This is a genomic window from Arthrobacter sp. UCD-GKA (assembly GCF_001863355.1).
In the GTDB taxonomy this organism is placed as follows: Bacteria; Actinomycetota; Actinomycetes; order Actinomycetales; family Micrococcaceae; genus Paeniglutamicibacter.
The window spans coordinates 192,156-217,750 of the sequence record NZ_MOLR01000006.1; the positions used below are offsets into that span (position 1 = coordinate 192,156).

General features: G+C 69.6%; 19 protein-coding genes. 2 read left to right on the forward strand and 17 right to left on the reverse strand.

Translation table 11 applies throughout. The features are described 5' to 3' along the window. The first annotated feature begins 377 nt into the window (after positions 1-377). A complete protein-coding gene (locus BLJ79_RS12495) occupies positions 378-869 on the forward strand; it encodes a hypothetical protein (protein WP_071215071.1) in 492 nt (163 codons plus the stop codon). Positions 870-1,483: 614 nt separating this feature from the next. Here the strand turns inward: BLJ79_RS12495 and BLJ79_RS12500 are convergent. The 6 genes from BLJ79_RS12500 to BLJ79_RS12525 all read right to left on the reverse strand — a co-directional run bounded on the left by BLJ79_RS12500 (position 1,484) and on the right by BLJ79_RS12525 (position 10,358). After that, positions 1,484-2,275, reverse strand: a complete 792-nt coding sequence (locus tag BLJ79_RS12500; RefSeq protein WP_139194849.1) for a ComEA family DNA-binding protein — start codon at positions 2,273-2,275, stop codon at positions 1,484-1,486. A 118-nt stretch (positions 2,276-2,393) separates the two neighbouring features. Further along, positions 2,394-3,557: a DegV family protein gene (locus BLJ79_RS12505; protein ID WP_071215072.1), complete on the reverse strand. Its 1,164-nt coding sequence runs from the start codon at positions 3,555-3,557 to the stop codon at positions 2,394-2,396. Between the two features lie 25 nt (positions 3,558-3,582). Then, complete coding sequence (gene leuS / locus BLJ79_RS12510; RefSeq protein WP_071215073.1) at positions 3,583-6,099, reverse strand: leucine--tRNA ligase; 2,517 nt, start codon at positions 6,097-6,099, stop codon at positions 3,583-3,585. Between the two features lie 232 nt (positions 6,100-6,331). After that, positions 6,332-6,844, reverse strand: coding sequence for a hypothetical protein (locus BLJ79_RS12515; protein WP_071215074.1), 513 nt, complete (start codon positions 6,842-6,844; stop codon positions 6,332-6,334). A 194-nt stretch (positions 6,845-7,038) separates the two neighbouring features. Then, positions 7,039-8,553 carry a glycerol kinase GlpK gene (gene glpK / locus BLJ79_RS12520; protein WP_071215075.1) on the reverse strand — a complete coding sequence of 505 codons (1,515 nt, stop codon included), beginning with the start codon at positions 8,551-8,553 and terminating at the stop codon, positions 7,039-7,041. 98 nt (positions 8,554-8,651) lie between these two features. Continuing rightward, positions 8,652-10,358, reverse strand: coding sequence for a glycerol-3-phosphate dehydrogenase/oxidase (locus BLJ79_RS12525; protein ID WP_071215076.1), 1,707 nt, complete (start codon positions 10,356-10,358; stop codon positions 8,652-8,654). Between the two features lie 195 nt (positions 10,359-10,553). On the opposite strand from BLJ79_RS12525, the gene BLJ79_RS12530 reads away from it, so the two are divergent. Continuing rightward, positions 10,554-11,615, forward strand: a complete 1,062-nt coding sequence (locus BLJ79_RS12530; RefSeq protein WP_071215077.1) for an alpha/beta fold hydrolase — start codon at positions 10,554-10,556, stop codon at positions 11,613-11,615. Here the strand turns inward: BLJ79_RS12530 and BLJ79_RS12535 are convergent. The 11 genes from BLJ79_RS12535 to BLJ79_RS12585 all read right to left on the reverse strand — a co-directional run bounded on the left by BLJ79_RS12535 (position 11,612) and on the right by BLJ79_RS12585 (position 25,579). Continuing rightward, positions 11,612-13,708, reverse strand: coding sequence for a primosomal protein N' family DNA-binding protein (locus BLJ79_RS12535; RefSeq protein WP_071215078.1), 2,097 nt, complete (start codon positions 13,706-13,708; stop codon positions 11,612-11,614). The genes BLJ79_RS12530 and BLJ79_RS12535 overlap by 4 nt on opposite strands. Before the next feature lie 144 nt (positions 13,709-13,852). Beyond that, entirely contained in the window at positions 13,853-15,058 is a 1,206-nt protein-coding gene (metK, locus tag BLJ79_RS12540; protein WP_071215079.1) for a methionine adenosyltransferase, read from the reverse strand. A 181-nt stretch (positions 15,059-15,239) separates the two neighbouring features. Then, entirely contained in the window at positions 15,240-16,487 is a 1,248-nt protein-coding gene (gene coaBC, locus BLJ79_RS12545) for a bifunctional phosphopantothenoylcysteine decarboxylase/phosphopantothenate--cysteine ligase CoaBC (RefSeq protein ID WP_071215080.1), read from the reverse strand. A 109-nt stretch (positions 16,488-16,596) separates the two neighbouring features. Continuing rightward, positions 16,597-16,860: a DNA-directed RNA polymerase subunit omega gene (gene rpoZ, locus BLJ79_RS12550; RefSeq protein ID WP_071215081.1), complete on the reverse strand. Its 264-nt coding sequence runs from the start codon at positions 16,858-16,860 to the stop codon at positions 16,597-16,599. Between the two features lie 108 nt (positions 16,861-16,968). Continuing rightward, the gene (gene gmk / locus BLJ79_RS12555) at positions 16,969-17,547 is read right to left on the reverse strand and encodes a guanylate kinase (protein ID WP_071215082.1); all 579 of its coding nucleotides are present in this window, start codon (positions 17,545-17,547) and stop codon (positions 16,969-16,971) included. 11 nt (positions 17,548-17,558) lie between these two features. After that, positions 17,559-17,963: an integration host factor, actinobacterial type gene (gene mihF / locus BLJ79_RS12560; RefSeq protein WP_344032252.1), complete on the reverse strand. Its 405-nt coding sequence runs from the start codon at positions 17,961-17,963 to the stop codon at positions 17,559-17,561. A 333-nt stretch (positions 17,964-18,296) separates the two neighbouring features. Further along, positions 18,297-19,160, reverse strand: coding sequence for an orotidine-5'-phosphate decarboxylase (gene pyrF / locus BLJ79_RS12565; RefSeq protein WP_071215084.1), 864 nt, complete (start codon positions 19,158-19,160; stop codon positions 18,297-18,299). Next, positions 19,153-22,491 carry a carbamoyl-phosphate synthase large subunit gene (gene carB / locus BLJ79_RS12570; protein WP_071215085.1) on the reverse strand — a complete coding sequence of 1,113 codons (3,339 nt, stop codon included), beginning with the start codon at positions 22,489-22,491 and terminating at the stop codon, positions 19,153-19,155. The genes pyrF and carB overlap by 8 nt, the downstream gene beginning before the upstream one ends. Further along, entirely contained in the window at positions 22,491-23,690 is a 1,200-nt protein-coding gene (carA, locus tag BLJ79_RS12575) for a glutamine-hydrolyzing carbamoyl-phosphate synthase small subunit (RefSeq protein WP_071215086.1), read from the reverse strand. Before carA ends, carB begins: the two co-directional genes overlap by 1 nt. Further along, the gene (locus BLJ79_RS12580) at positions 23,687-24,247 is read right to left on the reverse strand and encodes a PH-like domain-containing protein (RefSeq protein WP_071215087.1); all 561 of its coding nucleotides are present in this window, start codon (positions 24,245-24,247) and stop codon (positions 23,687-23,689) included. Before BLJ79_RS12580 ends, carA begins: the two co-directional genes overlap by 4 nt. After that, entirely contained in the window at positions 24,248-25,579 is a 1,332-nt protein-coding gene (locus tag BLJ79_RS12585; protein WP_071215088.1) for a dihydroorotase, read from the reverse strand. It abuts the gene before it with no gap. Between the last annotated feature and the right edge of the window lie 16 nt (positions 25,580-25,595).

The following is a 25,595-nucleotide window of genomic DNA, read 5'->3' on the forward strand; positions in this document are numbered from 1 at the left end:
ACCCACGCCCCGAAGTCACATGATCCCCGTTGAGGTGTGCTCCATAGGGTGCCCGCATGTGGGGAACGCCTGCAGCCTGTCCTGCACGGTGGAACGGGGGTCTTGGCCGGTCCGGCTCAACGGTCAATGTTGGTGCATGCATGCCGGGGTTCCGTGCCGTGGCGGCGAGCGTGGAGGCGCGGATCTCTCGCGCACGGGCTCAGCGCATCTCGTCACGTCTTGCCAGGGCGTCACAGCCGATGGATCAGATTTCCTGAACTGGGCCGCGGGACAGCCGGCCATGCGCCGCGGGATATCAACAGGATGGGCGGGCAAAAAGATCCCCAAACGCCCGACCGTCCACAGGTTCACAGATCCCGTAATAAGCTACAAGGGATATGAAACAAGAAGACGGAGTGCTGCACCATTCCAACGGGAATGGTGGAGTAATTTTTTTCGCGGGCATGTTCATCTTTTTCACGGTGATGGCCATTGATGGGGGGACGACAACTCCCGGTGGGCGGATATTCACCGGAGTCGTTGCCCTTGGATGCCTGTGTCTAGCTGTTGCTTTACACGGTCATTCCGAGACGCTCTACGCGGATCGGCTGGAATTGACCAGGACCTGGCGACGCGAACCCGAAGTGATCCCGTTCTCCGGTATTGACCGAGTTGTGCTTCGCTCGATCCATAACGGCCTGTACCTGGAAATTCATGCCGGCAATCGGAAACTGCGGTGGGAAACCAAGCACACAGGCTACATGGGCGAGGAAGTCATCAGATGCATTCATGACACGCTGATCGCCGCGGGGGTCGAGATCGACTCGTTGAACCGCATGGGCAACGGCCCCTTCACGGCGTGGGCGGTCGCCAAGCACCCGGAAGGGTAGCCTGCGAAGTCAGGAGCGCCACGTATTCCTGGCTAAGAACCATCAACGCAAATTCGAGCGCTGCCGCCATAACTTATTGATCTGTTTTTCTCTCGCTACGCCTGGTGGAACGAGCATCGGTGCCGCATTCATTGGTGGGATCTGGCCCGGCTCCGTCTTGGTGGACGTCATGGTCGGTACTGGAATCCTTATCAACCCACGAGTCAATTGGTTTCCCCTCAGCCGTGGATTCCGCTGCCCACGGCGCCAGGTGTGCGCCGCGGCAACCCTGGCCGTCATCGCAGCGATCGACCGATTCAACGACCGATCAGTTCGGCAGCGTCTTGACACGCGCCGGACCTAGATATTTTCCGCCACTCGATTCGTTGCACCGATCGCCTCGGCCGCATTGCGACAGGCCACGAGTTGCCGGTCCGCCGAACATCGGCCGGCTGACCCGACGCGGCGTGCGCAGCCTTCCACTCGCCCGCCGTCCACGAGCGGCACGCTGCAACGGGTTGCCTGCACGCTGGGCACCCCTGCGCTTGAGCGCGCAATTTCCGGCCAGCACCCCGTCCTTCAGTGCCCAAGGAACCCGGTGACCCCGCCTCCGACACGGCCACGGCCCGGGACACTCAATCAAAGACCACGTGTTCGCGCAGGTTCCCCATTAAGGCCGGTCCGATGCCGCTGACGGCATCAAGTTCGCCGAGGTTCTTGAAGGGCCCGTTGGCCTGACGGAACTCCAGGATCCTCCCGGCCAGTGCCGGGCCGATGCCCGGCAGCTCCTCCAGTTGTGCTAGATCGGCGGTGTTTACATTAACCTTCCCCGGCGGCGCGTCTGGCCCGCCCGTGCCGTCCGATCCGCCGGAAGCATGGGTCCCGGGCGCCGACACTTGTCCGGTCTCGCCACGGCGCGGGATCCGGAGTTGTTCGCCGTCACGGATCTGTGCAGCCAGGTTGATCGCCTCGGGCGCCGCATCCTTCGCCAGACCGCCGGCCAGTTTCACCGCGTCAAGCACCCTGGAGCCCAGCGGCAGGGAATACACCCCGGGATTCTTCACGGCTCCGACCACGTGGACCACTGCAGTGGCGCCATTGCCCGACGTGCCGGAGGCTTTCGGTTCCGCCGGGTTTTCTTCCATCTCCGGGTTCCCCCGCGGCTCGGCCGGGGAACCCTGGGCGTCTTGAACACTCGGATCCACCGCGGGCCCCGCTTTACCGGTCTCCGCCACTTCCAGGGGGATGGACTCCGCTCCGCTTGGCGCACGCGGGGGCGGGTTGAACAGCAGCGACACCGAGATCCACGTCAGGGCACCAAGGATCAGGACTATCGCCGCGGATCTGCCGATGAGCACACGCAAGTGCCCGGGGGCCGGGCCCAGGTTGGTCCTGGCGGATTGATCCGCCCATTCGTGAGAGCCCATGCAATACATTGCACCCGAGCTTCGTTGTTGCTCGCCTCGATCGGTGCCCGGCTGTGGAGAACCCCCTGGTTGCGGGGACCCATCCTCCGGCTGCGGCCCGGACCTGCCGGCCCCGGTGCTAGCGGGTTTCGGGCTGCTCCGGGCCGGGCGCCGAGGGCGGGGTGTGCGCGCTTGGTGCACCTTGCCCCTGCGCCGCGGCCGTGCGGCGGCGTGCCTCGCGGCGCGGGGCCTCGTTGCGCGACTTCGGCTCGGGCTTGGGCCTGGGTTTGGGTTTCGGTTCGGGGCGGACCGGACCCGGCGCGGCAGGTTCCCGGCCGCCGGCAATCGCCACGGCCAGCACCCCGGCACCGGTGTGGGCGCCAAGCACCGCGGGCACCGGGATGGCCAGGACCTCGAATACGGAGGCACCAGCCAGTTCCTGCACGATTTCCTCGGCGGCTTCCTGGTTGCCGAAGTAGTGGACCGCCAGGCGGACCTCCGCTCCGCGCTCGGCTGCCTCCTGCCGGGCGATGGCCACCAGACGGGCCAGCGTGCGCGAATGCGTGCGGACCTTTTCGTGGGCGATGATGTGCCCGTCGGACACCGACAGGATCGGCTTGACGTTCAGCAGCGTGCCCAGCACCGAGGCCAGGGCCCCGATCCGCCCGCCGCGGCGCAGCTGCTCCAGCGAGGGCACGGCAAAGTACACGTGGTTCTCCGCGGCCCTTTCGGCCACGGCCCGCAATTCCTGCAGCGGCGCTCCGGAGGCGGCCAGCTCCACCACGTCCATGACCGCAAATCCCTCGGCCAGGGCCACGGTGAGCGTATCGACGACGGTGACGGGCACCGGGGAGGACTCGGCGGCCAGGCGTGCGGCTTCCACCGTCCCGGACAGCGCGCCGGAAAGGTGGATCGAAATGATTTCCTTGACCCCGGCCGCTGCGAGATCCTGGTAGGCGCGCAGCATCTGCCCCGGCGCCGGGCGCGAGGTGCGCACGGACTTGCCCATGGCCAGGCCCAGGGCCAGTTCGGTGGGCACGTCGTCGGTGCCCTCGGAGAAGATCTGGTCATCGACCATCACCGGCATCGGCACCACGCGCAGGAACCGCGCGTGCTGCCCCACCCAGTCCTCGGGCAGCGCGGCGGCCGAGTCGGTCACCACGCCCACGGGCACCGGGACCGCGTTTTGGGCCTTGCCCTGCCCCGGAACGCCGGGGCGTTGCCTCCGGCCCCGCAGCCGACCGATCCAACCGCCGGGGCCCGGGGGCCGCGGCGGTTGGTGGTCGGGCTGCGATTGGTCCATGGAAGACAGGCTACCTTGCGGGTGCCTAGGAGGCAGGGACCACGTTGACCAGCTTCGGCGCGCGCACGATCACCTTGGCGACCGCCGCACCGTCGAGGTAGCGCACCACTGCCTCGTCGGCCATTGCCAGCGCCTCGAGTTCCTCGGCGGTGATGTCCACCGAGACCTGCAGCCGGGCCCGTACCTTGCCCTTGATCTGCACCACGGCGGTGATGGTGTCTTCAACCAGCAGCGCCTCGTCGACCACGGGCCATCCGGCGTTGGCGACCGAGGGCTCGTGCCCCAGCGCCGCCCACATGTCTTCGGCCGTGTACGGTGCGAAGAGCGAGAGGATGATCGCGACGGCCTCCGCGGCCTCGCGCACCGCCGGGTCGGCTGCGCCGGCGCCGGAGTCGATGGCCTTGCGGGTCGCGTTGACCAGCTCCATGGTCTTGGCGATCACGACGTTGAACTTGCCGGTGTCCAGCATGCCGGCGGCCTCGTGCACCGCCTTGTGGGTGACCGAGCGCAGCGCCTTGTCGCCGGTGGCCGGATCGACTCCCGGCGCGCTGGCAACGTCCTGGGCCACGCGCCAGGCGCGGGCCAGGAACTTCTGCGAACCCGACGGGGACACGTCGGCCCAGTCCACGTCGTCCTCCGGAGGGGAGGCGAAGATCATGGTCAGGCGCACGGCGTCCACGCCGAACTTGTCCAGCTGCTCGCCCAAATCCACGCCGTTGCCCAGCGACTTGCTCATGGCCTTGCCGCCGTTGAGCACCTGGCCCTGGTTCAGCAGGGCGGAGAAAGGCTCCTGCACGTCGATCAGGCCCAAATCGAAGATGACCTTGGTGAAGAAGCGCGAGTAGAGCAGGTGCAGGATCGCGTGCTCGACCCCGCCCACGTACTGCCCGACCGGCATCCAGTCGCGCACCGCCTGCGGGTCGAAGGGACCCTCGGTGTAGTTCGGGGAGACAAAGCGCAGGAAGTACCAGGAGGAGTCCACGAAGGTGTCCATGGTGTCGGTGTCGCGCTTGGCCGGTGCCGCACACTTCGGGCAGGGCACGTTGACCCAGTCCTCGGCGGCGGCCAGCGGGCTGGTTCCCTTGGGGGCCAGGGCCTCGCCGCGCAGGTCATCGGGCAGGCGCACCGGCAGCTGGTCGTCCGGGACCGGGACCTCGCCGCAGTGCTCGCAGTGGATGATCGGGATCGGGGTGCCCCAGAAGCGCTGGCGGGAAAGCAGCCAGTCGCGCAGTCGGAAGTTCACGAACTTCTCGCCGGTGCCCGCGGCCTCGACGATCTCGATGGCGCGGGCGATACCCTCGGCCTTGGGCAGGCCGTCCAGCTCGCCGGAGTTCACCAGGGTGCCTTCACCGGCGGTGGCGATGCCGGTTTCGGCCGGATCCTCGGCGCCGGTGTCAACGACCACGCGCACCGGCAGGTCGAAGGTGCGGGCGAAGTCCAGGTCGCGCTGGTCGTGCGCGGGCACGGCCATGATCGCGCCGGTGCCGTATTCGGCCAGCACGTAGTCCGCGGCCCAGACCGGCAGCTTTTCCCCGTTGAGCGGGTTGATGGCGTAGCGGCCGGTGAACACGCCGGTCTTTTCGCGCTCGGTGGCCTGGCGTTCGATCTCGCTCAGCGCCTTGACCTGCTCCTGGTAGTCCTCCAGCGCCTGGCGGTGCTCGGCGGTGACCAGCTCGTTGGCCAGCTCGGCGTCGGCGGCGACGACGAAGAAGGTGGCGCCGTGCAGGGTGTCCGGGCGCGTGGTGAAGACCGTGGTCTTGTGTGCTTCCTGGGTGGCGGTGGCCTCGACGATGAAGTCGACGTGCGCGCCCTCGGAGCGTCCGATCCAGTTCTTCTGCATGGCCAGCACGCGCTCGGGCCAGTGCCCGTGCAGCGCGTCCATGTCATCGAGCAGGCGGTCGGCGTAGTCGGTGATCTTGAAGTACCACTGGTTCAGCGACTTCTTGGTCACCGGGGTGCCGCAGCGTTCGCAGGCGCCGTTGACGACCTGCTCGTTGGCCAGCACTGTCTGGTCCTTCGGGCACCAGTTCACCGGGTGGTTCTTGCGGTAGGCCAGGCCCTTGTCGTAGAAGCGGGTGAACAGCCACTGGGTCCAGCGGTAGTACTCCGGGTCCGAGGTGTGGATGCGGCGATCCCAGTCGGCGGAGATCGCATAGCGCTTGAAGCTGGCGGCCTGGGTGTCGATGTTGGCGTAGGTCCACTCCGAGGGGTGGGCGTTGCGCTTGATCGCGGCGTTCTCGGCGGGCAGCCCGAAGGAGTCCCAGCCGATCGGGTGCATGACGTCGTATCCCTGCTGGCGCCAGTAGCGGGCGACGACGTCTCCCATGGCGAAGGCCTCGGCGTGGCCCATGTGCAGGTCGCCGGAGGGGTACGGGAACATGTCCAACACGTAGCGGCGCTCGGCACTGCCGTCGTCCTTGGGCGTGAAGACCCCTAGTTCGTCCCACACCGGAGCCCATTTGGCTTCCATGTCCTGGAAGCTGTAGGCCGCTGCGGTGGAATCGTTGTCCGCGGTTTCGGTGCCGGTGGGCTGAGTGCTCACTATCGTGTTTCGCCTTCTTTTGTCGTGCGCCTGTGGGGGAACGTCTCTTGGCCAGCTGAGCCGAGTGGGTGTGCCTGGCGCAAATGCCCGTGACACACAAAAGCCCCTTGGCAATCAAGGGGCGGCCGTACGGGGAGTATCCCGTACGGCTAGGTTAGCAAGAGCGCAACGTTCATGTCGCCAATTCTACCGCACGAACCGTGCCGGGCGCGGGTCCGTGTCCCGGACCCCCCTAGGGCACGGGGCGGCGGTAGGCCGCCGTGTCGTCGCGGTGCAGCGCTCGGGCCGGTGCCGGGCGCCGCGACAGCAGTGCGACGCATCCCAGCACGCCGATCGCCGCGTAGCTGCCCGCGTTCGATGCCCCATGCCACAGCACCCGGGCGAACAACGGGGGTTGGACGCCGAATGCGGGGCCCAGCCGTGCGGCCTGCTGCGCCCCGCTGGTCCCGAAGAGCACGATGCAGGCGGCCAGGACCACGACCGCCGCCACCACCGCGCCGACCCCGGGATCCGTCGCGGAGCGCAGATGCCGCACCGCGGCCCATCCGGCCAGGGCCACGGTCAGTGCGATGGCGGCGCCGAACTCCCAGGCGCTGCGTGGCAGCAGCACGTGGACCGGAATCCCGGCCGCATCCATCCGGACGCCCCTGTTGAGCCAGTCGAAATGCATTCCCAGGTAGCCCAGCAGCGCGAACAGCGCCAAACCCGCGCCCGCCCCGCCAAGGATCCGCGCCAATGCCCGCATGCCGTGCCCGCCTGTCCGTTCGGCTTCCGGCCCGCAGGGCCGGAAGCGTGGGAGGGCCCGATCACCGAAGCGGGCGGGCCGAGGTTCCTTCCACCCTAGCCACGGGTGCATCGCGCGGGCGTTTTGGCCCACAACGTTATGCAGCCGAGACGCTGCGGCGAAGCCCTGCATGGTTTCGCTGCCGATGCGGCCGATTAGAGCACGTCCTCGTCGACCCAGTCGAAGGTGCGGGTGACGGCCTTCTTCCACAGGCGCATCTGCCGCTCCCGTTCGGCCGGCTCCATGGCTGGTTCCCAGCGCTTGTCCTCGGACCAGTTGCCCTCCAGCTCCCCGAGGTCCTTCCAGAACCCCACGGCCAGCCCGGCGGCGTAGGCCGCGCCCAGGGCAGTGGTTTCGGTGACCGTCGGGCGGACCACCGGGACCCCGAGCAGGTCTGCCTGGAACTGCATCAGCGCATCGTTGGCCACCATCCCGCCGTCGACCTTCAGCTCGGTCAGCGGGACCCCCGCGTCCGCGTTGACCGCGTCGAGCACCTCGCGGACCTGGAAGGCGGTGGCTTCCAGCGCGGCGCGGGCGATGTGGTGCTTGTTGGCGAAGCGGGTCAGCCCGACGATGGCGCCGCGGGCCTCGGCGCGCCAGTACGGGGCGAAGAGCCCGGAGAAGGCCGGGACGATGTACACCCCGCCGTTGTCCGGCACGCCGGCGGCCAGGGTTTCGACCTCGGCGGCGGTGGAGATCATGCCGATGTTGTCGCGCAGCCACTGGACCAGGGAGCCGGCCACGGCGATCGACCCCTCCAGCGCATAGACCGGGGCCGCGTCGCCGAGCTTGTAGCCCAGGGTGGTCAGCAGCCCGTTGCCGGAGCGGACGATTTCCGTCCCGGTGTTGAAGATCAAAAAGCAGCCGGTGCCGTAGGTGTTTTTCGCCTCCCCCGCGCCGAAGGCCGCCTGCCCGAAGGTCGCGGCCTGCTGGTCGCCCAGGATCCCGGCGACCGGCACCTCGCGCAGCAGCTGGGAGGAGGCCACCTTTCCGTAGACCTCGGAGGAGGACTTGATGGCCGGCAGCATCGAGGCGGGCACGCCGAAGTCCGCGAGGATCTCCTCGTCCCAGGCCAGCGTCGCCAGGTCCATGAACAGGGTGCGCGAGGCGTTGGTGACGTCGGTGACGTGCACCCCGCCGTGGGTTCCGCCGGTGAGGTTCCAGGTGACCCAGGAGTCGGTGGTGCCAAAGAGCAGGTCCCCGGCCTCGGCGCGTTCGCGTGCCCCGTCGACGTTGTCCAGGATCCACTTGACCTTGGTGCCGGAGAAGTAGGGTGCCAGCGGCAGCCCGGTGCGTGCCTTGTATCTGTCCGTCCCGCCGTCGGCGGCCAATGACTGGACGATGTCCTGGGTGCGGGTGTCCTGCCAGACAATCGCGTTGTAGACCGGTTCGCCGGTGTGCCGGTCCCACACCACGGTGGTTTCGCGCTGGTTGGTGATCCCGACCGCGGCGATGTCGTGCCGGGTCAGGTTCCCGCCGGCCAGGGCGACGGCGATGACCTCCCGCACGTTCCGCCAGATCTCGTGCGCGTCGTGTTCCACCCAGCCGGGGTGCGGGAAGATCTGCGCGTGCTCCAGTTGCCCGGTGGAGGCAACGGTGCCCGCGTGGTCAAAGACGATGGCGCGGGAACTGGTGGTTCCCTGGTCGATCGCGATGACGTACTGGTTCATGGGGGGTGCCTTTCAGCGTCGGGTGGGGGCGGTGCGGCGGGCTCGGGCAGGGGGGGTCGAAGCGTGTTCGATGCCACGCTGCCCCCCTGCGCGGAATCCTACGCGTTGGACAGCGCCGGGTGCGCCCCGTGGTCCTCGGTGAGCAAACGGCGGCACTCGGCGACCTGCGCGGCGGCCTGGTTCCGGTCCCAGCCAAGCACGGGGGCCAGGGCCGCGGCGACCTGTTCGAGCAGCTCCTGGGTGACCAGCCCGCGGAAGGCCAGCGAGGTCCGCCGGATGAATACGTCGGTGAGCGATCCCAGGTGTTCGTGGGTGCCCAGGTAGGCAAGTTCGGCAGCGGAAAGTTCGTCGCACCCCGGCAGCGTCGGGTCATCGGGACCGATGAACCCCAGGACGGTGTCGGCGCGGGTGCCGTAGCGTTCCAGCAGCACCTCGAGCCGCCGGCGTCCGGCCAGCGGGGCGCGGGCCGCATACCAGGCCTCGAGCGCGGCGGGGCTGCCGGGGTAGTTCCGCCCGCCGCCGATGGGCAGGTTCCTGGTGGTCGGTCCCGGGGCCACGCCGAGCTCGGCGAGCACCTTCTTGCCCAGGGTCTCCCCCAGCGCGCGGAACGTCGTCCACTTCCCGCCCACCAGGGACAGCTCGGTGGTGCCGCCGGGCAGCGCCGTGCGTTCGATGCGGTAGTCGCGGGAGACGAAGCCGGGGGCGGTGTCGTCGTGGCGCGGCAGCGGGCGCACGCCGGAGAACCGGTAGACGATGTGTTCCTCGCGCACCTCGAGGGACGGGAACACGTGCCGGATGAGGTCGAAGAAGTACGCCACCTCCGCATCCGTGCAGCGTGCCGGCACGCCCATGTCCGCGTCGATGTCGGTGGTGCCCACCAGCACCCGGTCCCCCAGCGGGTAGATCAGCACGATCCGCCCGTCGGAGTGCTCAAAGAAGATCTCCCGCCCGCCGCAGGCCTCCAGCAATTCCCGGTGGTCCAGCACGATGTGGCTGCCCTTGGTCCCGCCCATGAAATTGCTGGGGGCGCCGAGGGCCTCGTTGGTCAGGTCCACCCAGGCGCCGGTCGCGTTGACCAGCACGTCGGCGTCGAAGTCGAATTCCTCCCCGGTGAGTTCGTCGCGCAGCCTGGCGCCGCCGGCGCCGAACCCGGCCAGCGCGACGTAGTTGCTGGCCCGGGCGTGGGGGTTGGCCTCCAGCCCGTCGCGCAGCACATCCAGGGTGAGCCGCTCGGGGTTGTGCACCGAGGCGTCGAAGTAGGTGGCCGTGTACTTCACGTCACCGCGCAGCAGCGGCAGCTGCGCCAGCGAGGCCTTGGCGCCGCGGAACTTGTGCCACGGGGTGTTGCGCCCCACGGCCCCGGCAAAGACGTCGTAGAGCACCAGCCCGGCCTTGATCAGCACCGCGCCGCGCTCGGTGGACCCGGAGCTGCGGTGGGTGAGGAAGCGCATGGGGGCCGCGAGGATCCCGGAGAAGGTGGAGAAGATCGGGATGGTGGTGCGCAGCGGCTTGACGTAGTGCGGTGCGATCTCCAGCAGCCGGTTCCGTTCCCGCACGGACTCGTGGACCAGGCGGAACTCGCCGTTTTCCAGGTAGCGGATCCCGCCGTGGATCATGTGCGAGGAGGCGCCCGAGGCGCCCTGGCAGTAGTCCCCGCGTTCCACCAGCGCCACGTCCACGCCCTGCATGGCCAGGTAGCGGAAGGTCGCCACGCCGTTGATGCCGCCGCCCACGATCAGGACCTTGGCTCCGGGGCGGGCGCGCAGCGCGGCCAGTTCGGATCGGTGGGACGCTGTGGCTGCCACGATGGGGCCATCCTTCGGTGTTGCAGTGGGCGTAAAGCGTGCTTCACATGGTCTTCTCGACATTACCGGGGCTCCGGTGCCGGTGCCTAGCCCAGGCGGTGAAGCGTAAGCGAATCGTTGCCGAACCCCGGCCGGACCGCGGCGGGCCCCGCGTGTGTCCGGCGGCCGTCCCGCGGCCCGGGATAGGCTGGGAACATGCCCCTTTCCCCGCCGCAGACCCCGCGCCGCGCCCTGAAAAGCCTCCACCACGTGCACGGTTCGGAGGTGTCCTGCTGGACCTACCCGGCCACGGCCCCCTGCCACGGCGTCATCCTGGCGGTGCACGGCTTCCGCGGCGACCACCACGGCCTGGCGCGGATCATCGAGCAGCTGCCGGGCCACACGATCGTTGTTCCGGATCTGCCCGGATTCGGCTCCTCCACCCCGTTTTCCCGCGTGTCGGCCCCCGGCGCGCCGGACGGTGCCCCGGGGGTTCCGGCGCCCGGCCGGGCCCCGGAACCCGGCGGGCCGCGCCACGACGTGGCCGGCTACGGCGAGGTCATCGGCGCGCTGCGCGGGGAGCTGGACCTGGGTCCGGAGACCATCTTGCTGGGCCATTCCTTCGGCACCATCGTCGCCGCCGCCTACCTGGCCCGGCACCCGGGGTCCTTCGGGCAGCTGGTGCTGGTCAACCCGATCTGCGAACCGGCGCTCGAGGGCAGCCAGGCGCTGATGTCCCGCGCCGCGGGCGCCTACTACGCCGCCGGAGCTCGCCTGCCGGCCACCCTGGGAGAGGCGCTGCTCCGCTCCCGGCTGGTCACCGATGCGATGTCGCTGGCCATGCTCAAGTCCAGGGACCGGGCGATGCGCGACTACGTCTTTGACCAGCACCGGCGCTATTTCTCCGGGTTCACCTCGCGCTCCACCCTGCGCGAGGCCTATGCGGCATCGGTCACCGCCACGGTGCGCGAGGTGGCGGCCCGGATCAACGAGCCGACGCTGCTGGTGGTCGGCGAGCAGGACGAGCTCGGCTCCGTGCCGGCCCAGCGTTCCCTGGCCCGCACCTTCCCGCGCGCCACGCTGCGGGTGATCGGGGACGTGGGGCACCTGATCCACTACGAAAAGGCGCCCGAGGCCGCGGCGCTGATCGAGGAGTTCCTGGGTGCGGAGCACCCGTGGGTGCCGCGCGGGATGCCGCGCACGCTATACCCGGGCGACGGACGAAGGAACCGGCCACGGCAGTCGAATCATCAGGACGTGACGACCCCGACGAGCTAGAGGACCCCGTCCGGGTCGATGCGGATGGCCACGACCGGTTCCTTGGCGGCGCTGAAGGTGGCGCGCAGCGCACGCAGCGCCGCGGTCACGGCCGGCCCCTGGGCGTAGGAGAAGAACAGCAGCCAGCGGTGCTCGCCCTCCCCCAGCAGCACCGGACCGTGCCGGCGCACCTGATCGCCCAGCACCAGGGCGTCCATGAACTTGTCCGCGGTTCCCGCCGGCCCCTTGACCATCGCGGTGCGCACCGCCGGGGGCAGTCCCAGGGCGCGGCGCTCATCGAGCTCCGCCTGCGCGTAGGCCGCGGCGTCAAAGCGCACCAGCGCGCGCATGGGTTCGGTCGGCTCCCCGGCCACCACCACGGTGCCGCCGCCCGGGTGCCCCTCGGTGGCATCCCGGCCGCGGGCCAGGGAAGCGGCGCCCATCCAGCGGTTGAGCACCTCCTCGCCGGTGCGCAGCCCCTCGCGGGCCATCATCCGGTCCCCGTCCAGCAGCAGCACCGCGGCGTACCCGTTGGCGGCCACCGGTTCGGCGCCCGGGGTCGCGACCACCAGTGCCGGGGCATCGGACACGGTGTGCAGCGGCTTGGCCCCGGTCGCGGCCACCACCTTGATGCCCGGGAAGGCCCGGCCCAGTTCCTCGGCGGTGCGGTCAGCCCCGATCGAGGCGGCGCGCAGGCGCATGAATCCGCACTCCGCGCAGTTCCAGTCGTGGGCGACCAGCCCGCACCAGCCGCAGGCCGGGGCCCCGCGGGCTTCGCCCAGGGCCAGCGGCCCGTTGCAGGCGGTGCAGCGGGCCGGGGTGCGGCAGCGTTCGCAGCGCAGCGCCGGCATGAACCCGGTGCGGGCGACCTGCACCAGCACCGGCCCGCGTGCCAGCGCGGCCTTGGCCTCGCGCCAGGCGGCGGCCGGGAGCCGGGCGGCGTGCAGCAGCGGGTCGCGTTCGGCCTCGAACTCGTCCGAGGCGGCGATGACCCGCGGCGCGTGGGCGCGCAGCAGCTTTCGGTCGGCTTCGAGTTCGTGGGCCCAGCCGCTGCGCACCAGGCGCTGGGCCTCGGCGCTGCGCCCGGGGGCGGCCAGCAGCAGCCCGGCGTTCTCGATGCCGCAGCGCAGCAGCAGCACCTCGCGGGCGTGGTGGTAGGGGGCGCGCGGCTCGGCGTGGGAATTGTCCGCGTCGTCCCAGATGACCGCCAGGCCGAGGTTCTTTACCGGGGCGAAGGCGGCGTTGCGGGTACCGACCACCAGCCGCGCGGACCCGCGGGCCACGCGCAGGAAGTTCCGGTAGCGCGGGGTGGCGCCGTCCTCGGCGGTCAGCCGGGCATAGGCGTGTGCGCCCAGCCGCTCGTCGAGCACGGCGCAGAGCCTGGCCAGGTCGCGGGCGTCGGGGACCACGATCAGCACCCCGCGCCCGGAGGCCAGGACCAGTTCGGAGGCCTCGAGCAGCAGCCCGGGCCAGTCCCCGGGGCGGTTGGGCACCGCGGAGAGCACGGCGCGCGGGGATTGGCCGGTGCGCAGCATCCGGGCGTAGTCGGCTCCGCCGTGGTACTCGGACAGCAGCGGCGCCGCCGGGTCGCCGACGGGGTCGCCGGCCGGGCCTTTCACGGGAGGCGCGTCAATGGCGAGGTCGGTCACGGGCGGTTCGCCGCCGTGTTCGCCATCCCCGGTCTCGGTTTTCTCGGTTTCCACCCGTGCCATGCGGGCCGGGACGGCCGAGCGCAGCACGTCCCACACCCCGCCGGCGTATCGTTCGGCCACGGCGCGGGCCACGGCCAGCACCTCGGCGGAGAGCACCACCTCCGGGGACACGACCGCGCGCAGCGGCTGCAGCTTGATCCCGGGCTCGGAGTGCTCGAGGCGTTCGACGAGGAATCCGGCAAGCTCCTGCCCGCCGAAGCGCACCTTCACCCGGACCCCGGGTTGCGCCGCCGCATCGAGTTCAACGGGGACCAGGTAGTCGAAGGGCCTGTCCAGGTGCGGGAGGGCCGAATCGATCACCACCCGGGCGACCGGGAGCGTGCTGGCCATGTGCGGGATTCCGGGCAGCGGCGCGGACAGGTCGAAGCCGGCCAGCAGCGAGGGCTGCAGTGACTGGTCCACGCACCCCACCTCCCGTTTCTACGCCTTGAGAATCACACTACCGCCGACACCCCGGCGGCCGGGGAACGGCCAGGAACGCATCGGGTGCCGCACCCTGCCCGGCGCGGCACCCGATGCCCGGCGGATGTCCCGGCCGAAACGGTGCTAGGCGTTGAAGTACGCCTTCAGCGCGTCAACGCGGTCCAGGTTCTCCCAGGTGAAGTCCGCATCCTCGCGGCCGAAGTGGCCGTGCGCGGCGGTCTTCTGGTAGATCGGGCGCAGCAGGTCAAGGTCCTCGATGATGCCCAGCGGGCGCAGGTCGAAGACCTCGTTGATGGCCGCGGTGATCTTCGCCGGGTCCACTGTCTCGGTGCCGAAGGTCTCCACGTACAGGCCCACCGGGCGCGCCACGCCGATGGCGTAGGCGACCTGGACCTCGACGCGGCGGGCCAGGCCGGCGGCCACCACGTTCTTGGCGACCCAGCGCATGGCGTAGGCGGCCGAGCGGTCGACCTTCGAGGGGTCCTTGCCGGAGAAGGCGCCGCCGCCGTGGCGGGCGAAGCCGCCGTAGGTGTCCACGATGATCTTGCGGCCGGTCAGCCCGGCGTCCCCGACCGGGCCGCCGATGATGAACGGTCCCGAGGGGTTCAGGATGATGCGGGTGTTGGAGGTGTCCAGCCCGGTGCCCTCGAGCACCGGGGTGACGACCTCGGCCAGCAGGCCGTCCTTGAGGTCCTCCAGGGAGAACTCGGCGGCGTGCTGGGAGGAGACCACGATGGTTTCCACGGAGACCGGGGTGTCCCCGTCGTAGCCGACGGTGACCTGGGTCTTGCCGTCGGGGCGCAGCAGCGAGAGCGTGCCGTCCTTGCGCACGGCGGTGAGGCGCTCGGAGAGCCGGTGCGCCAGGTGGATCGGGGTGGGCATCAGCGTGGCGGTCTCGTCGGACGCGTAGCCGAACATCAGGCCCTGGTCGCCGGCGCCCTGGGCGTCGCGGGGGTCCACGGCGGTGCCCTCGCGGACCTCCAGGGAGTTGAAGACGCCGTCGGAGATTTCCTGGGACTGCTGCCCGATGGACACCGAGACCCCGCAGCGCGCGCCGTCGAAGCCGTTGGCCGAGGAGTCGTAGCCGATGTCCAGGATGGTGCGCCGGACGATCTCCGGGATCTCCACGTACCCGTCGGTGGTCACTTCTCCGGCCACGTGCACCAGCCCGGTGGTGGTCAGGGTCTCCACGGCAACCCGGGAGTTGGGGTCCTGGGCCAGCATGGCATCGAGGATGGCGTCGGAGATCTGGTCACAGATCTTGTCCGGGTGGCCCTCCGTAACCGATTCGGAGGTGAAGAGGCGTAGCTGCGGGGATTCTAAAGTCACCCAGCCACTCTACCGGTAACCGGGCCCCGGGTCAGATTCGCGGTTCCTCCCCGTCACATGCCCGCTTGCGGCCGCCTGCGTGACCGGTTGCGGCGCCGTGCGACGCGTTCCGGCGGCAGATGACGGACCGGGGTGTGGGAAGGATCGCAGCCGGCCCCCGCGGCCTGCCGGCCGGCCTCGGTTACCCGTCGCCCAGCGCGCCGGCGACGGCGTCGATGACCGTGGCCGCGACCCGGTCCTTGGACCCGGAGGCGTGCACGGGCTGTGCACCGTCGGCGAAGAGGATGGTCACGGTGTTTTCGTCGGTCCCGAAGGTCAGGTTCTCCCCGACCTCGTTGACGACCAGCATCTCGCAGCCCTTGCGTGCCAGCTTGGCGGCCCCGTATTCCAGCACTCCGGCTTCGGCGTCGCCGGTTTCGGCGGCAAATCCCACCACCAGCTGCGGGAGGTCCCCGGGGCGTCCTTCCGCGGCGCGCTGCGCTATGAGCATCGCCAGGATGTCGGGGTTGCGGACCAGGGTGATCACCGGGTCGGCATGGTCGTCGGACTTCTTGATCTTCGCGTCCACGTATTCCGCGGGCCGGAAGTCGGCGACCGCGGCGCTCATGATCAGCACGTCGGCCCCGCGCGCGGCCTCGGTGACGGCGCCCTGCAGCTGCCGTGCGGTGGAGGCGGTGCTCAGCTCCACGCCCTCGGGCGCGGGCAGGTCCATGTGTGCGGCGATGAAGCGGACGGTGGCCCCGGCCGCGAGGGCGGCCTTGGCCAGGGCGATGCCCTGCCGGCCCGAGGACCGGTTGCCCAGGTAGCGCACCGGGTCCAGCGGCTCGCGGGTGCCACCGGCGGATATCGCGACGATTTTCCCGGCCAGCGGACCGGAACCGGAGGCGCGCGACGGCGCCTCGTCTTCCAGGTATCCGCAGACGGCGGCGAAGATCTCCTCGGGGTCCGGAAGCCGTCCGGCGCCTGAGTCCTTGCCGGTGAGCCGGCCCACGGCCGGTTCGATGATGTGCACGCCGCGGGAGCGCAGCGTCGCGACGTTGGCGACCGTGGCGGGGTGCTCCCACATCTCGGTGTGCATTGCCGGGGCCATGACCACCGGGGCTCCGGTGGCCAGCAGCGTGCCGGTGAGCAGGTCGTTGGCCATCCCGGCGGCGGCGCGGGCCAACACGTCGGCGGTGGCCGGGGCGATGACGACCAGGTCGGCCTCCTGGCCGAAGCGCACGTGGTTGACGGTGTCCACCGCCTCGAACACCGAGGTGTGCACCGGGTTGCCGCTCAGGGCCTCCCAGGTGGCGGCGCCGACGAACTGAAGCGACGCGGTGGTGGGGATGACATCGACGTGATGCCCCGCCTCTTTAAACAGCCGTAGCAGCAAAGCTGCCTTGTAGGCGGCGATCCCTGCGGATACACCTAGGACAATGCGCTTCACTGCTACCACCGATGCTAGTGCGTGGCGCCGGGCCCGGGCCGCCCGGTGAGGGGTCGGGTGTCGGGGTGCGCCGGCGCCTACGCGTCGTAAATCGTTTGTGTCCGAGTTTCTACTCGGCGACTTCCTCGATCTTCGTGACGCTGAGCATGCCCTCGTTGATCTCGCGCAGGGCGATGGACAGCGGCTTCTCGTTCAGGCGGGTGTCGACCAGCGGGCCGACGTACTCGAACAGGCCCTCGTGCAGCTGGGCGTAGTACGCGTTGATCTGGCGTGCGCGCTTGGCGGAGTTGATCACCAGTGCGTACTTCGAATCGGTGGTGGTCAGCAGCGAGTCGATGGACGGGCTGATGATGCCTTCAAGGTTCGTGTTCACGAAGCCTCCAAATAACTAGTTGGTGGATCAAGACGATAAGTACTGCACCCGCTCACTCCCGCGGGTGCCGGGCGGCACCAAGGGGTCAACGGGTCTGACACAAAAGTTTTAGCGTGCGTGCGGGGTCAACCCCATGAGGGTCACCAGCTCGTCAGCCGCCCGCGAAATCTCGTCGTTGACGATGGTCACGTCAAATTCGGATTCGGCAGCAAGCTCCAGTTTAGCGGTTTCCAGCCGGCGCTGCTGCTCCTCGGGCGTTTCCGTGCCGCGGCCCACAAGCCGGCGCACCAATTCGTCCCAGCTGGGAGGGGCCAGGAACACGAATTTCGCCTCCGGCAGGTTGGCCTTCACCTGGCGTGCGCCCTGCAGGTCGATCTCCAACAGCACCCGCTTTCCCGCGGCCACCGCCTCCTCGACCTTGGTGCGGATGGTGCCGTAGCTGTTCTGCCCGTGCACGACGGCCCATTCGAGCATTTCCCCGTTTTCGACCAGTTCGCCGAATTTTTCGGGGCCGACAAAGAAGTAGTGCACCCCGTCGACTTCGCCGGGGCGCGGGTTGCGCGTGGTGGCGGACACCGAGAGCCACACCTGGGGGTAGTTGTCGCGAATGTAGGTCGAGATCGTTCCCTTACCTACGGCCGTGGGACCGGCGAGGACTGTGACCGTTGGGTGGGGGCTAACCGTCATGGTGTGCTTCGTTACTCTTTCGTTTTGGGGGGCGATTGCTGGAAATGTTCCACCAATGCGATGCGCTGTTTGCGCCCCAGCCCGCGCAGGCGCCGGCTGGGTGAAATACCTAGTCTATCGATAAGCGTGTGGGCGCGGATCTCGCCGACGCCGGGAACGGACTCCAGCAGGTCCATGACCCGCAGCCGGCCGATGGCCTCGTCGTCGGGTACCAGCTCCAACAGGTCGGTGATGCTGAGCTTGCCGGCGCCGAATTGGTTCTTGATCTCGGCCCGTCGCGTGCGTGCCGCCAACGCCTTTGCCCGTGCGCGAATACGGTCCTCGTCTGAGAGTTCTCGCAGTACCATGCCTCTTGCCGCCAATCCATCCATAGGGTCAAGCACCAGGGCAAACAGCCCTGAACTGAAGATAACCAATCGAGCGCCTCGATGCAATGGTTAATCGCGCTGTGGCTACCACAAATGCGTGAACAACGGGAAAATTCGGGTCATCGGGGGGAAAGCGGCGCCACGGGTGTAACCAAGATCATCCCGGGATTGCCGCTCCGCGTCCGATCCCGGCCCCACATGCACCGATGCGTCCGGGGCGGGAGCCTGGCCATGGATCGCGCCCGCCCGGGCCAACGCGGGTCGCCCAGGGGCCACCGGTGCCGACCCGGGCGGGACAAGGATGCCCCCGGCGCGACCCCTTTTGAGGGTCGCGCCGGGGGCGTCGAAAGCAGCCGGTTGCCGGTGTTTCGCTTCCCGTGCCTAGAGCAGGGAATCCCGGGTGGCGGCGGCGGCGGCCCGCAGGGCGTCGGCGTCGGGGCCGGCCTTGAGCACGTCGCGGCTCGAGGTTCCCAGCACCTGCGGCCAGAAGGCCCCGAAGGACGCCTTCATGTCCGCGCCCGTCGCGCCCTGGGCGCCGAGGCCCGGGGCCAGGATGGGTGCGGCGGAGGCGGCCAGGTCGATGCCCAGCTCCGCCAGCGCGTCACCCACGGTGGCGCCGATGACCAGGCCGGTGGAACCGAACGGGGTGGCCCCGGCGTTCTCCGCGCCCACGGCACCGATGATGCCCTTGGCCACGGAGTCGGCGCCGCCGACGTGCTGCACGGTCTTGCCTTCCGGGTTGGAGGTCAAGCCCAGCACGAACACTCCGCGGCCGGTGGCCGCCGCAAGGTCCAGCGCCGGGCGCAGCGACTCGTAGCCCAGGTACGGGCTCAGCGTCACCGCGTCGGCGGCCAGCGGGCTGCCCTCCCCCAGCCAGGCGTCCGCGTAGGCGGCCATGGTGGAGCCGATGTCCCCGCGCTTGGCGTCGGCGATCGACAGCACGTGCCCGGCGGCGCACAGCGCCAGGGTTTCCTCCAGCACCGCCATGCCGCGCGATCCGTGGCGCTCGTACAGGGCAACCTGCGGCTTCAGGGCCGCGACGTGCCCGGCCAGGGCCTCCACGACGGTGAGGGAGAAGCTGCGCAGCCCCGCCACGTCGTCCTCCAGGCCCCAGGCGGCCAGCAGGGACGGGTGCGGGTCGATGCCCACGCACAGCGGACCGTGCGCGGCCATCGCCGCGGCCAGGCGCTGCCCGAAGGCGGTGCGCCCGGCCGCGGCGGCGGCCCGTGCCTCGGGGCTAGGCATTGGCGCCGTCCTTGGCGGCGGCCGCCGCGTCGGCCTCGGCGATGCCGGCGGCCCGCAGGGTCTTGGCGTGCTCCTGCAGCGAGGTCACCGACCATTCGAAGTGGCGCATCGCGTCGATGGCCTGGATCGCGGCGCCGAACTCGGCGACCGTGGTGATGATCGGGGTGCCCACGGATACCGCTGCGGCGCGGATCTCGTAGCCGTCCCCGCGCGAGTCGCCGCCCGAGGGGGTGTTCAGGATCAGGCTGATCTCCCCGTCGGTGATCAAATCGACGATGTTGGACTCGCCCTCGACCTGGCCCTCGCGGACCTTGCGGACCACGGTGGAGGGGATGCCGTTGCGGCGCAGCACCTCGGCGGTGCCGCCGGTGGAAACGATCTCGAAGCCGATGTCGGCCAGGTGCTTGACCGGGATTACGATCGAGCGCTTGTCGCGGTTGGCGACCGAGACGAAGACCTTGCCCTTGGTCGGCAGCGGCGAGTTGGCCGCGGCCTGCGACTTGGCGAAGGCGGTGTCGAAGTACTTGTCGATGCCCATGACCTCGCCGGTGGAGCGCATTTCCGGGCCGAGCAGCGAGTCGACGACCTTGCCCTCCGGGGTGCGGAAGCGGGCGAAGGGAAGCACTGCCTCCTTCACCGAGACCGGGGCGCCCTCGGGCAGGTTGGCCCCGTCGCCGGATTCCGGCAGCAGGTGGTGCACCGAGCGCAGGTGGGCGATGGACACCCCGACCCCGATCATCGCCGCGGCCTTGGCCAGCTGCACGCCGGTGGCCTTGGAGGTGAACGGGACGGTGCGGCTGGCGCGCGGGTTGGCCTCGATGACGTAGAGCACGTCGGAGGCCAGGGCGAACTGGATGTTGATCAGCCCGCGCACGCCCACGCCCTCGGCGATGGCGCGGGTGGCTTCGACCACGCGGTCGCGCACGTCCTGGCCCAGGGTGATGGGGGGAAGCACGCAGGCGGAGTCCCCGGAGTGGATGCCGGCCTCCTCGATGTGCTCCATGATGCCGCCGACGTAGAGGTCGGTGCCGTCGAACAGCGCGTCGACGTCGATCTCGATGGCGTCCTCGAGGAACCGGTCAACCAGCACCGGGTGGTCGGCGGTGATCTCGGTGGCGTTGGTGATGTAGCGGGCGAGGTTGGCCTCGTCGTACACGATCTCCATGCCGCGGCCGCCCAGCACGTAGCTAGGGCGCACCAGGACCGGGTAGCCGATTTCGTCGGCAATGCGCTTGGCCTCCTCGAAGGACACCGCGGTGCCGTTCTTCGGGGCGATCAGCCCGCCGGCATCCAGCACGCGCTGGAAGGCGCCGCGGTGCTCGGCCAGGTCGATGGCCTCCGGGGAAGTGCCCAGGATCGGCACGCCGGCGTCGGCAAGCTCCTGCGCGAGCTTCAGCGGGGTCTGCCCGCCGAGCTGCACGAACACGCCCAGCACCCCGCCGGTGGATTCCTCCGCGTGGATGACCTCCAGCACGTCTTCGAGCGTCAGCGGCTCGAAGTACAGGCGGGTGGACACGTCGTAGTCGGTGGAGACGGTTTCCGGGTTGCAGTTGACCATGACGGTCTCGTAGCCGGCATTGCGCAGCGCCATGGTGGCGTGCACGCAGGAGTAGTCGAACTCGATGCCCTGGCCGATGCGGTTCGGGCCCGAGCCCAGGATGATCACCGAGGGCTTTTCGTGCAGCGCGACCTCGGTCTCCTCGTCGTAGGAGGAGTAGTGGTACGGGGTGAAGGCCTCGAACTCGGCGGCGCAGGTGTCAACGGTCTTGAACACCGGGCGGATGCCCAGCGCGTGGCGGATGCCGCGGACCACTGCCTCGGTCTTGTGCGTGAGCTTGGCGATCTGCGCGTCGGAGAAGCCGTGGCGCTTGGCCTCGCGCAGCACCTCCTCGTTCAAATCCGGGTTGGAGCGGATCATCGCGGCGGTCTCGTTGATCAGCGACAGCTGGTCCAGGTACCACGGGTCGATGGCGGTCTTCTCGAAGACCTGCTCGATGGACGCGCCGCCGAGCAGGGCGCGCTGCACGTTGTACAGGCGGTCCGTGGAGCCCTTGACCGAGTCCTCGAGCAGCTGCTCGATCTCGAAGTCCATGGGCTTGTCAAACGCGATCTCGGACCCCTTCTGCTCCAGGGAGCGCAGGGCCTTCTGCAGGGCCTCGGTGAAGTTGCGGCCGATGGCCATGGCCTCGCCGACGGACTTCATGGTGGTGGTCAGCGTCGCGTCGGCGGCCGGGAACTTCTCGAAGGCGAAGCGCGGGACCTTCACCACGACGTAGTCAAGGGCCGGCTCGAAGGCCGCGGGGGTCTTGAGCGTGATGTCGTTCGGGATCTCGTCCAGCGTGTAGCCCAGGGAGAGCTTGGTGGCGATCTTCGCGATGGCGAATCCGGTGGCCTTGGAGGCCAGCGCACTGGAGCGCGAGACGCGCGGGTTCATCTCGATGACCACGATGCGCCCGGTGGATGGTTCGATGGCGAACTGGATGTTGCAGCCGCCGGTGTCCACGCCCACCTCGCGGATGACCGCGATGGAGATGTCGCGCAGGCGCTGGTACTCGCGGTCGGTCAGCGTCATGGCCGGGGCCACGGTGATCGAGTCGCCGGTGTGCACGCCCACGGGGTCGAAGTTCTCGATGGAGCAGATGACCACGACGTTGTCGTTCTTGTCGCGCATCATTTCCAGCTCGTACTCCTTCCAACCCAGGATCGACTCCTCCAGGAGCACCTCGGTGGTCGGCGAGTACTGCAGGCCCTGCCCGGCGATGCGGCGCAGGTCCTCGGCGTCGTACGCCATGCCCGAGCCGAGGCCGCCCATGGTGAAGGAGGGGCGCACCACGACCGGGTAGTTCAGTTCCTCGACGGCGGCGAAGGCCTGCTCCATGGTGTGCACGATGACGGACTTGGCGGACTCGGCGCCGCAGCGCTCCACGACGCCCTTGAATTTCTCGCGGTCCTCGCCGAGCTCGATGGCCTCGATGTTCGCGCCGATCAGCTCGACGTTGTACTTTTCGAGCACGCCTGCCTTGTCCAGGGCGATGGCGGTGTTCAGGGCGGTCTGGCCGCCCAGGGTCGGCAGGATCGCGTCGGGGCGTTCCTTGGCGATGATCTTCTCCACGACCTCCGGGGTGATCGGCTCGACGTAGGTGGCGTCGGCGAACTCCGGGTCGGTCATGATGGTGGCGGGGTTGGAGTTGACCAGGATGACCCGCAGGCCCTCCTCCTTGAGCACCCGCAGTGCCTGGGTGCCGGAGTAGTCGAACTCGGCTGCCTGGCCAATGACGATCGGCCCGGAGCCGATGACCAGGACCGACTTGAGGTCTTCGCGCTTCGGCATTACTTCTCTCCCTGGGTGGAATCTGCGGTGGTTGCGGCGGCGTTCTTGGCCGCTGCCATGTTGGTGATGAACCTGTCGAACAGGTGGGATGCATCGTGCGGCCCGGAGGCGGCCTCGGGGTGGTACTGCACCGAGAAGGCCGGCAGGTCCAGGCAGTTCAGGCCCTCGACGACGGAATCGTTCAGCGAGATGTGGGACACCTCGACGCGGCCGAAGCGCTCCAGCGGGGCGTTTGCGGCGCCCTCGCGGGGGGCGTCGACGGCGAAGCCGTGGTTCTGGCTGGTGATCTCCACCTTGCCGGTGGCCTTGTCCAGCACCGGCTGGTTGATACCGCGGTGCCCGAAGCGCAGCTTGTAGGTGCCGTAGCCCAGGGCGCGGCCCAGGATCTGGTTGCCGAAGCAGATGCCGAAGTACGGGATCCTCGCCTCGAGCACCTGGCGGACCAGGTCCACCTGCACGTTGGCGGTGGCCGGGTCGCCGGGGCCGTTGGAGAAGAACACGCCGTGGGCGCCGGTGGCGGTGACGTCCTCGAAGCTTGCGTCGTGCGGGAGCACGTGGACGCGCACCCCGCGCTCGGCGAAGCGCTGCGGGGTCATCGCCTTGATGCCCAGGTCGATGGCCGCGACGGTGTACCGGACCTCGCCGGTGTAGCCGTGGTCGGCCGGCTCCACGGTGTAGGCCTCCTTGGTGGAAACCAGCTCGGAGAGGTTGGCGCCCTCCATGGACGGCTGGGCGTTGACCGCCTTCACAAGTTCCTCCACGGGGGCCTTGGCGGCGTCCCCGGAGAAGATGCCCGACTTCATGGCGCCGCGGTCGCGCAGGTGGCGGGTCAGGGCGCGGGTGTCCACCTGCTGGATGCCGACGATGCCGCCGGCAACGAGGTCCTCGTCGAGGGTGCGCTGGGCGCGCCAGTTCGAGGGGATGCGGGCGGCCTCGCGGACCACGTAGCCGGCGGCCCAGATGCGGGAGGACTCGGCGTCCTCGTCGTTCACGCCGGTGTTGCCGATGTGCGGGAAGGTCTGCACGATGATCTGGCGCGCGTAGGAGGGGTCGGTGAGGGTCTCCTGGTAGCCGGACATGCCGGTGGAGAAGACCGCTTCGCCCAAGGCGGTTCCGATGGCGCCGTAGCTACGGCCGCGGAAAACCCGTCCGTCTTCGAGCACCAAGAGGGCTTGCTCGGTTCCCTGTACTGCTGTCACTGGTTTTCCTTTGTTTCGGCGGGTGGTTCTTCGTTGTTGTCTGTTCCGGCAGTGCCCAGCGCGGCGATGCGCGCCAGGATCCCGGGGAGTTCTGCGTGGTAGCGCGGGCGGAACCCGGTGTCCACGGCCATGGTGCCCAGCATCCAGCCGATGACCAGCAGGCCGTCCTTCTCCACGAATTTCCCGGCCATGCCGCTGGAGCGGGTCGTCCCGGTGATGGCGGCGGCGGGGATGAACACGTCGGGGGCGCCGTGGCGGGCCAGCAGCACGCCCTCGGGGTGGATGGAGAGGTCGGCGTTGGTGCGGATGCCCAGGCGGTGGGCGGCGATGCGGTCCAGCCAGTCCCCGGCGGTGGTGGTGCACACGTACACGCCCTGCGCCGGTTCCCCGATGAAGTCGCCCAGCTCCGGGTCCCCGGCGGCGTCCAGCGGGATCCGCGGCGGGGCCGGCACGTCGGATTGCCGGCGCAGGCGGTTGCGCCAGCCCAGCAGGATCAGCGCCACCACCAGCACGATGACCGCCAGGGTGATCAGGATGGCGCCGGTGTACTGGCCCATCTAGAAGGCCTCGGAGACGCGCGGGGTGGCCAGCTTGCCGCCCAGCACCGTGGGGTGCCCGTGGAAGAACACGGCGGTGACCTTGCCCGGCAGCTCCAGGCCCTTGAACGGCGAGTTCCGCCCCTTGGTGGCCATCGCGAACGGGTCCACGATCCAGCGGGCATCGGCGTCCACCAGCGTGATGTTCGCCGGTTCGCCCACGGCCAGTTCGCGGCCCTGGTCCGCGACGCGGCCGATGGCCGCCGGGGCGGTGGAGGTGATGCGGGCGAAGTCGGCCCAGGTGATCATGCCGGTCTCGACCATGGTGTGCTGCACCACCGAGAGCGCGGTTTCCAGCCCGGTCATGCCCATGGCCGCCGCCGCCCACTCGCATTCCTTGGCCTCGGAGGGGTGCGGGGCGTGGTCGGTGCCGATGATGTCGATGGTGCCGTCGGCCAGGCCGGCGCGCAGCGCCGCCACGTCGGCCGCGCGGCGCAGCGGCGGGTTGACCTTGTAGACCGGGTCGTAGCTTTGCACCAGTTCGTCGGTGAGCAGCAGGTGGTGCGGGGTGACCTCGGCGGTGACGTTCACGCCGCGGGACTTGGCCCAGCGGATGATCTCCACGGAACCGGCGGTGGAGACGTGGCAGATGTGCAGGCGGGACCCGACGTGTTCGGCCAACAGCACGTCGCGGGCGATGATCGATTCCTCGGCGACGGCGGGCCAGCCGGCCAGTCCGAGGACCGCGGAGACCTCCCCCTCGTTCATCTGGGCGCCCTCGGTCAGGCGCGGCTCCTGGGCGTGCTGGGCGACGACGCCGTCGAAGGCCTTCACGTATTCCAGCGCGCGGCGCATCAGCAGCGGGTCGAAGACGCAGATGCCGTCGTCAGAGAAGACGCGGACCTGGGCGCGGGAGTCGGCCATCGCGCCGATCTCGGACATCTGCGTGCCGGCCAGCCCGACGGTGACCGCGCCGACCGGGCGCACGTCGACCCAGCCCGAGCGCCTGCCCAGCGACCAGACCTGCTCGACGACCCCGGCGGTGTCCGCCACGGGGTTGGAGTTGGCCATGGCGTGCACGGCGGTGAATCCGCCCAGCGCCGCGGCCCGGGTGCCGGTCTCCACGGTCTCGGCGTCTTCGCGGCCCGGTTCGCGCAGGTGGGTGTGCAAATCGACCATGCCCGGCAGGGCGATCTGGCCGGCGGCCTCGATGACCGTGGCGTGCGCTGCGGCCGGGTGGGTGGCGGCGTCGGCGCCCAGGGCGGCGATGGTGCCCTCGTGGATGAGGATGTCGGTTTCCTGGTTGCCCAGCGGCTTGGCGCCGCGGATCAGGTAGCTGGTGTTGGTGCTCATGAGGATTGACTCCCGT

What these genes read in the sequence shown, in the direction of transcription:
- gmk (WP_071215082.1), bottom strand. Translation starts at nt 17,547, where the DNA reads ATGACGGTTAGCCCCCACCCAACGGTCACAGTCCTCGCCGGTCCCACG.
- BLJ79_RS12515 (WP_071215074.1), bottom strand. Translation starts at nt 6,844, where the DNA reads ATGCGGGCATTGGCGCGGATCCTTGGCGGGGCGGGCGCGGGTTTGGCG.
- BLJ79_RS12500 (WP_139194849.1), bottom strand. Translation starts at nt 2,275, where the DNA reads ATGGGCTCTCACGAATGGGCGGATCAATCCGCCAGGACCAACCTGGGC.
- BLJ79_RS12495 (WP_071215071.1), top strand. Translation starts at nt 378, where the DNA reads ATGAAACAAGAAGACGGAGTGCTGCACCATTCCAACGGGAATGGTGGA.
- pyrF (WP_071215084.1), bottom strand. Translation starts at nt 19,160, where the DNA reads ATGCCTAGCCCCGAGGCACGGGCCGCCGCCGCGGCCGGGCGCACCGCC.
- BLJ79_RS12505 (WP_071215072.1), bottom strand. Translation starts at nt 3,557, where the DNA reads ATGGACCAATCGCAGCCCGACCACCAACCGCCGCGGCCCCCGGGCCCC.
- BLJ79_RS12585 (WP_071215088.1), bottom strand. Translation starts at nt 25,579, where the DNA reads ATGAGCACCAACACCAGCTACCTGATCCGCGGCGCCAAGCCGCTGGGC.
- glpK (WP_071215075.1), bottom strand. Translation starts at nt 8,553, where the DNA reads ATGAACCAGTACGTCATCGCGATCGACCAGGGAACCACCAGTTCCCGC.
- BLJ79_RS12580 (WP_071215087.1), bottom strand. Translation starts at nt 24,247, where the DNA reads ATGGGCCAGTACACCGGCGCCATCCTGATCACCCTGGCGGTCATCGTG.
- BLJ79_RS12530 (WP_071215077.1), top strand. Translation starts at nt 10,554, where the DNA reads ATGCCCCTTTCCCCGCCGCAGACCCCGCGCCGCGCCCTGAAAAGCCTC.
- carB (WP_071215085.1), bottom strand. Translation starts at nt 22,491, where the DNA reads ATGCCGAAGCGCGAAGACCTCAAGTCGGTCCTGGTCATCGGCTCCGGG.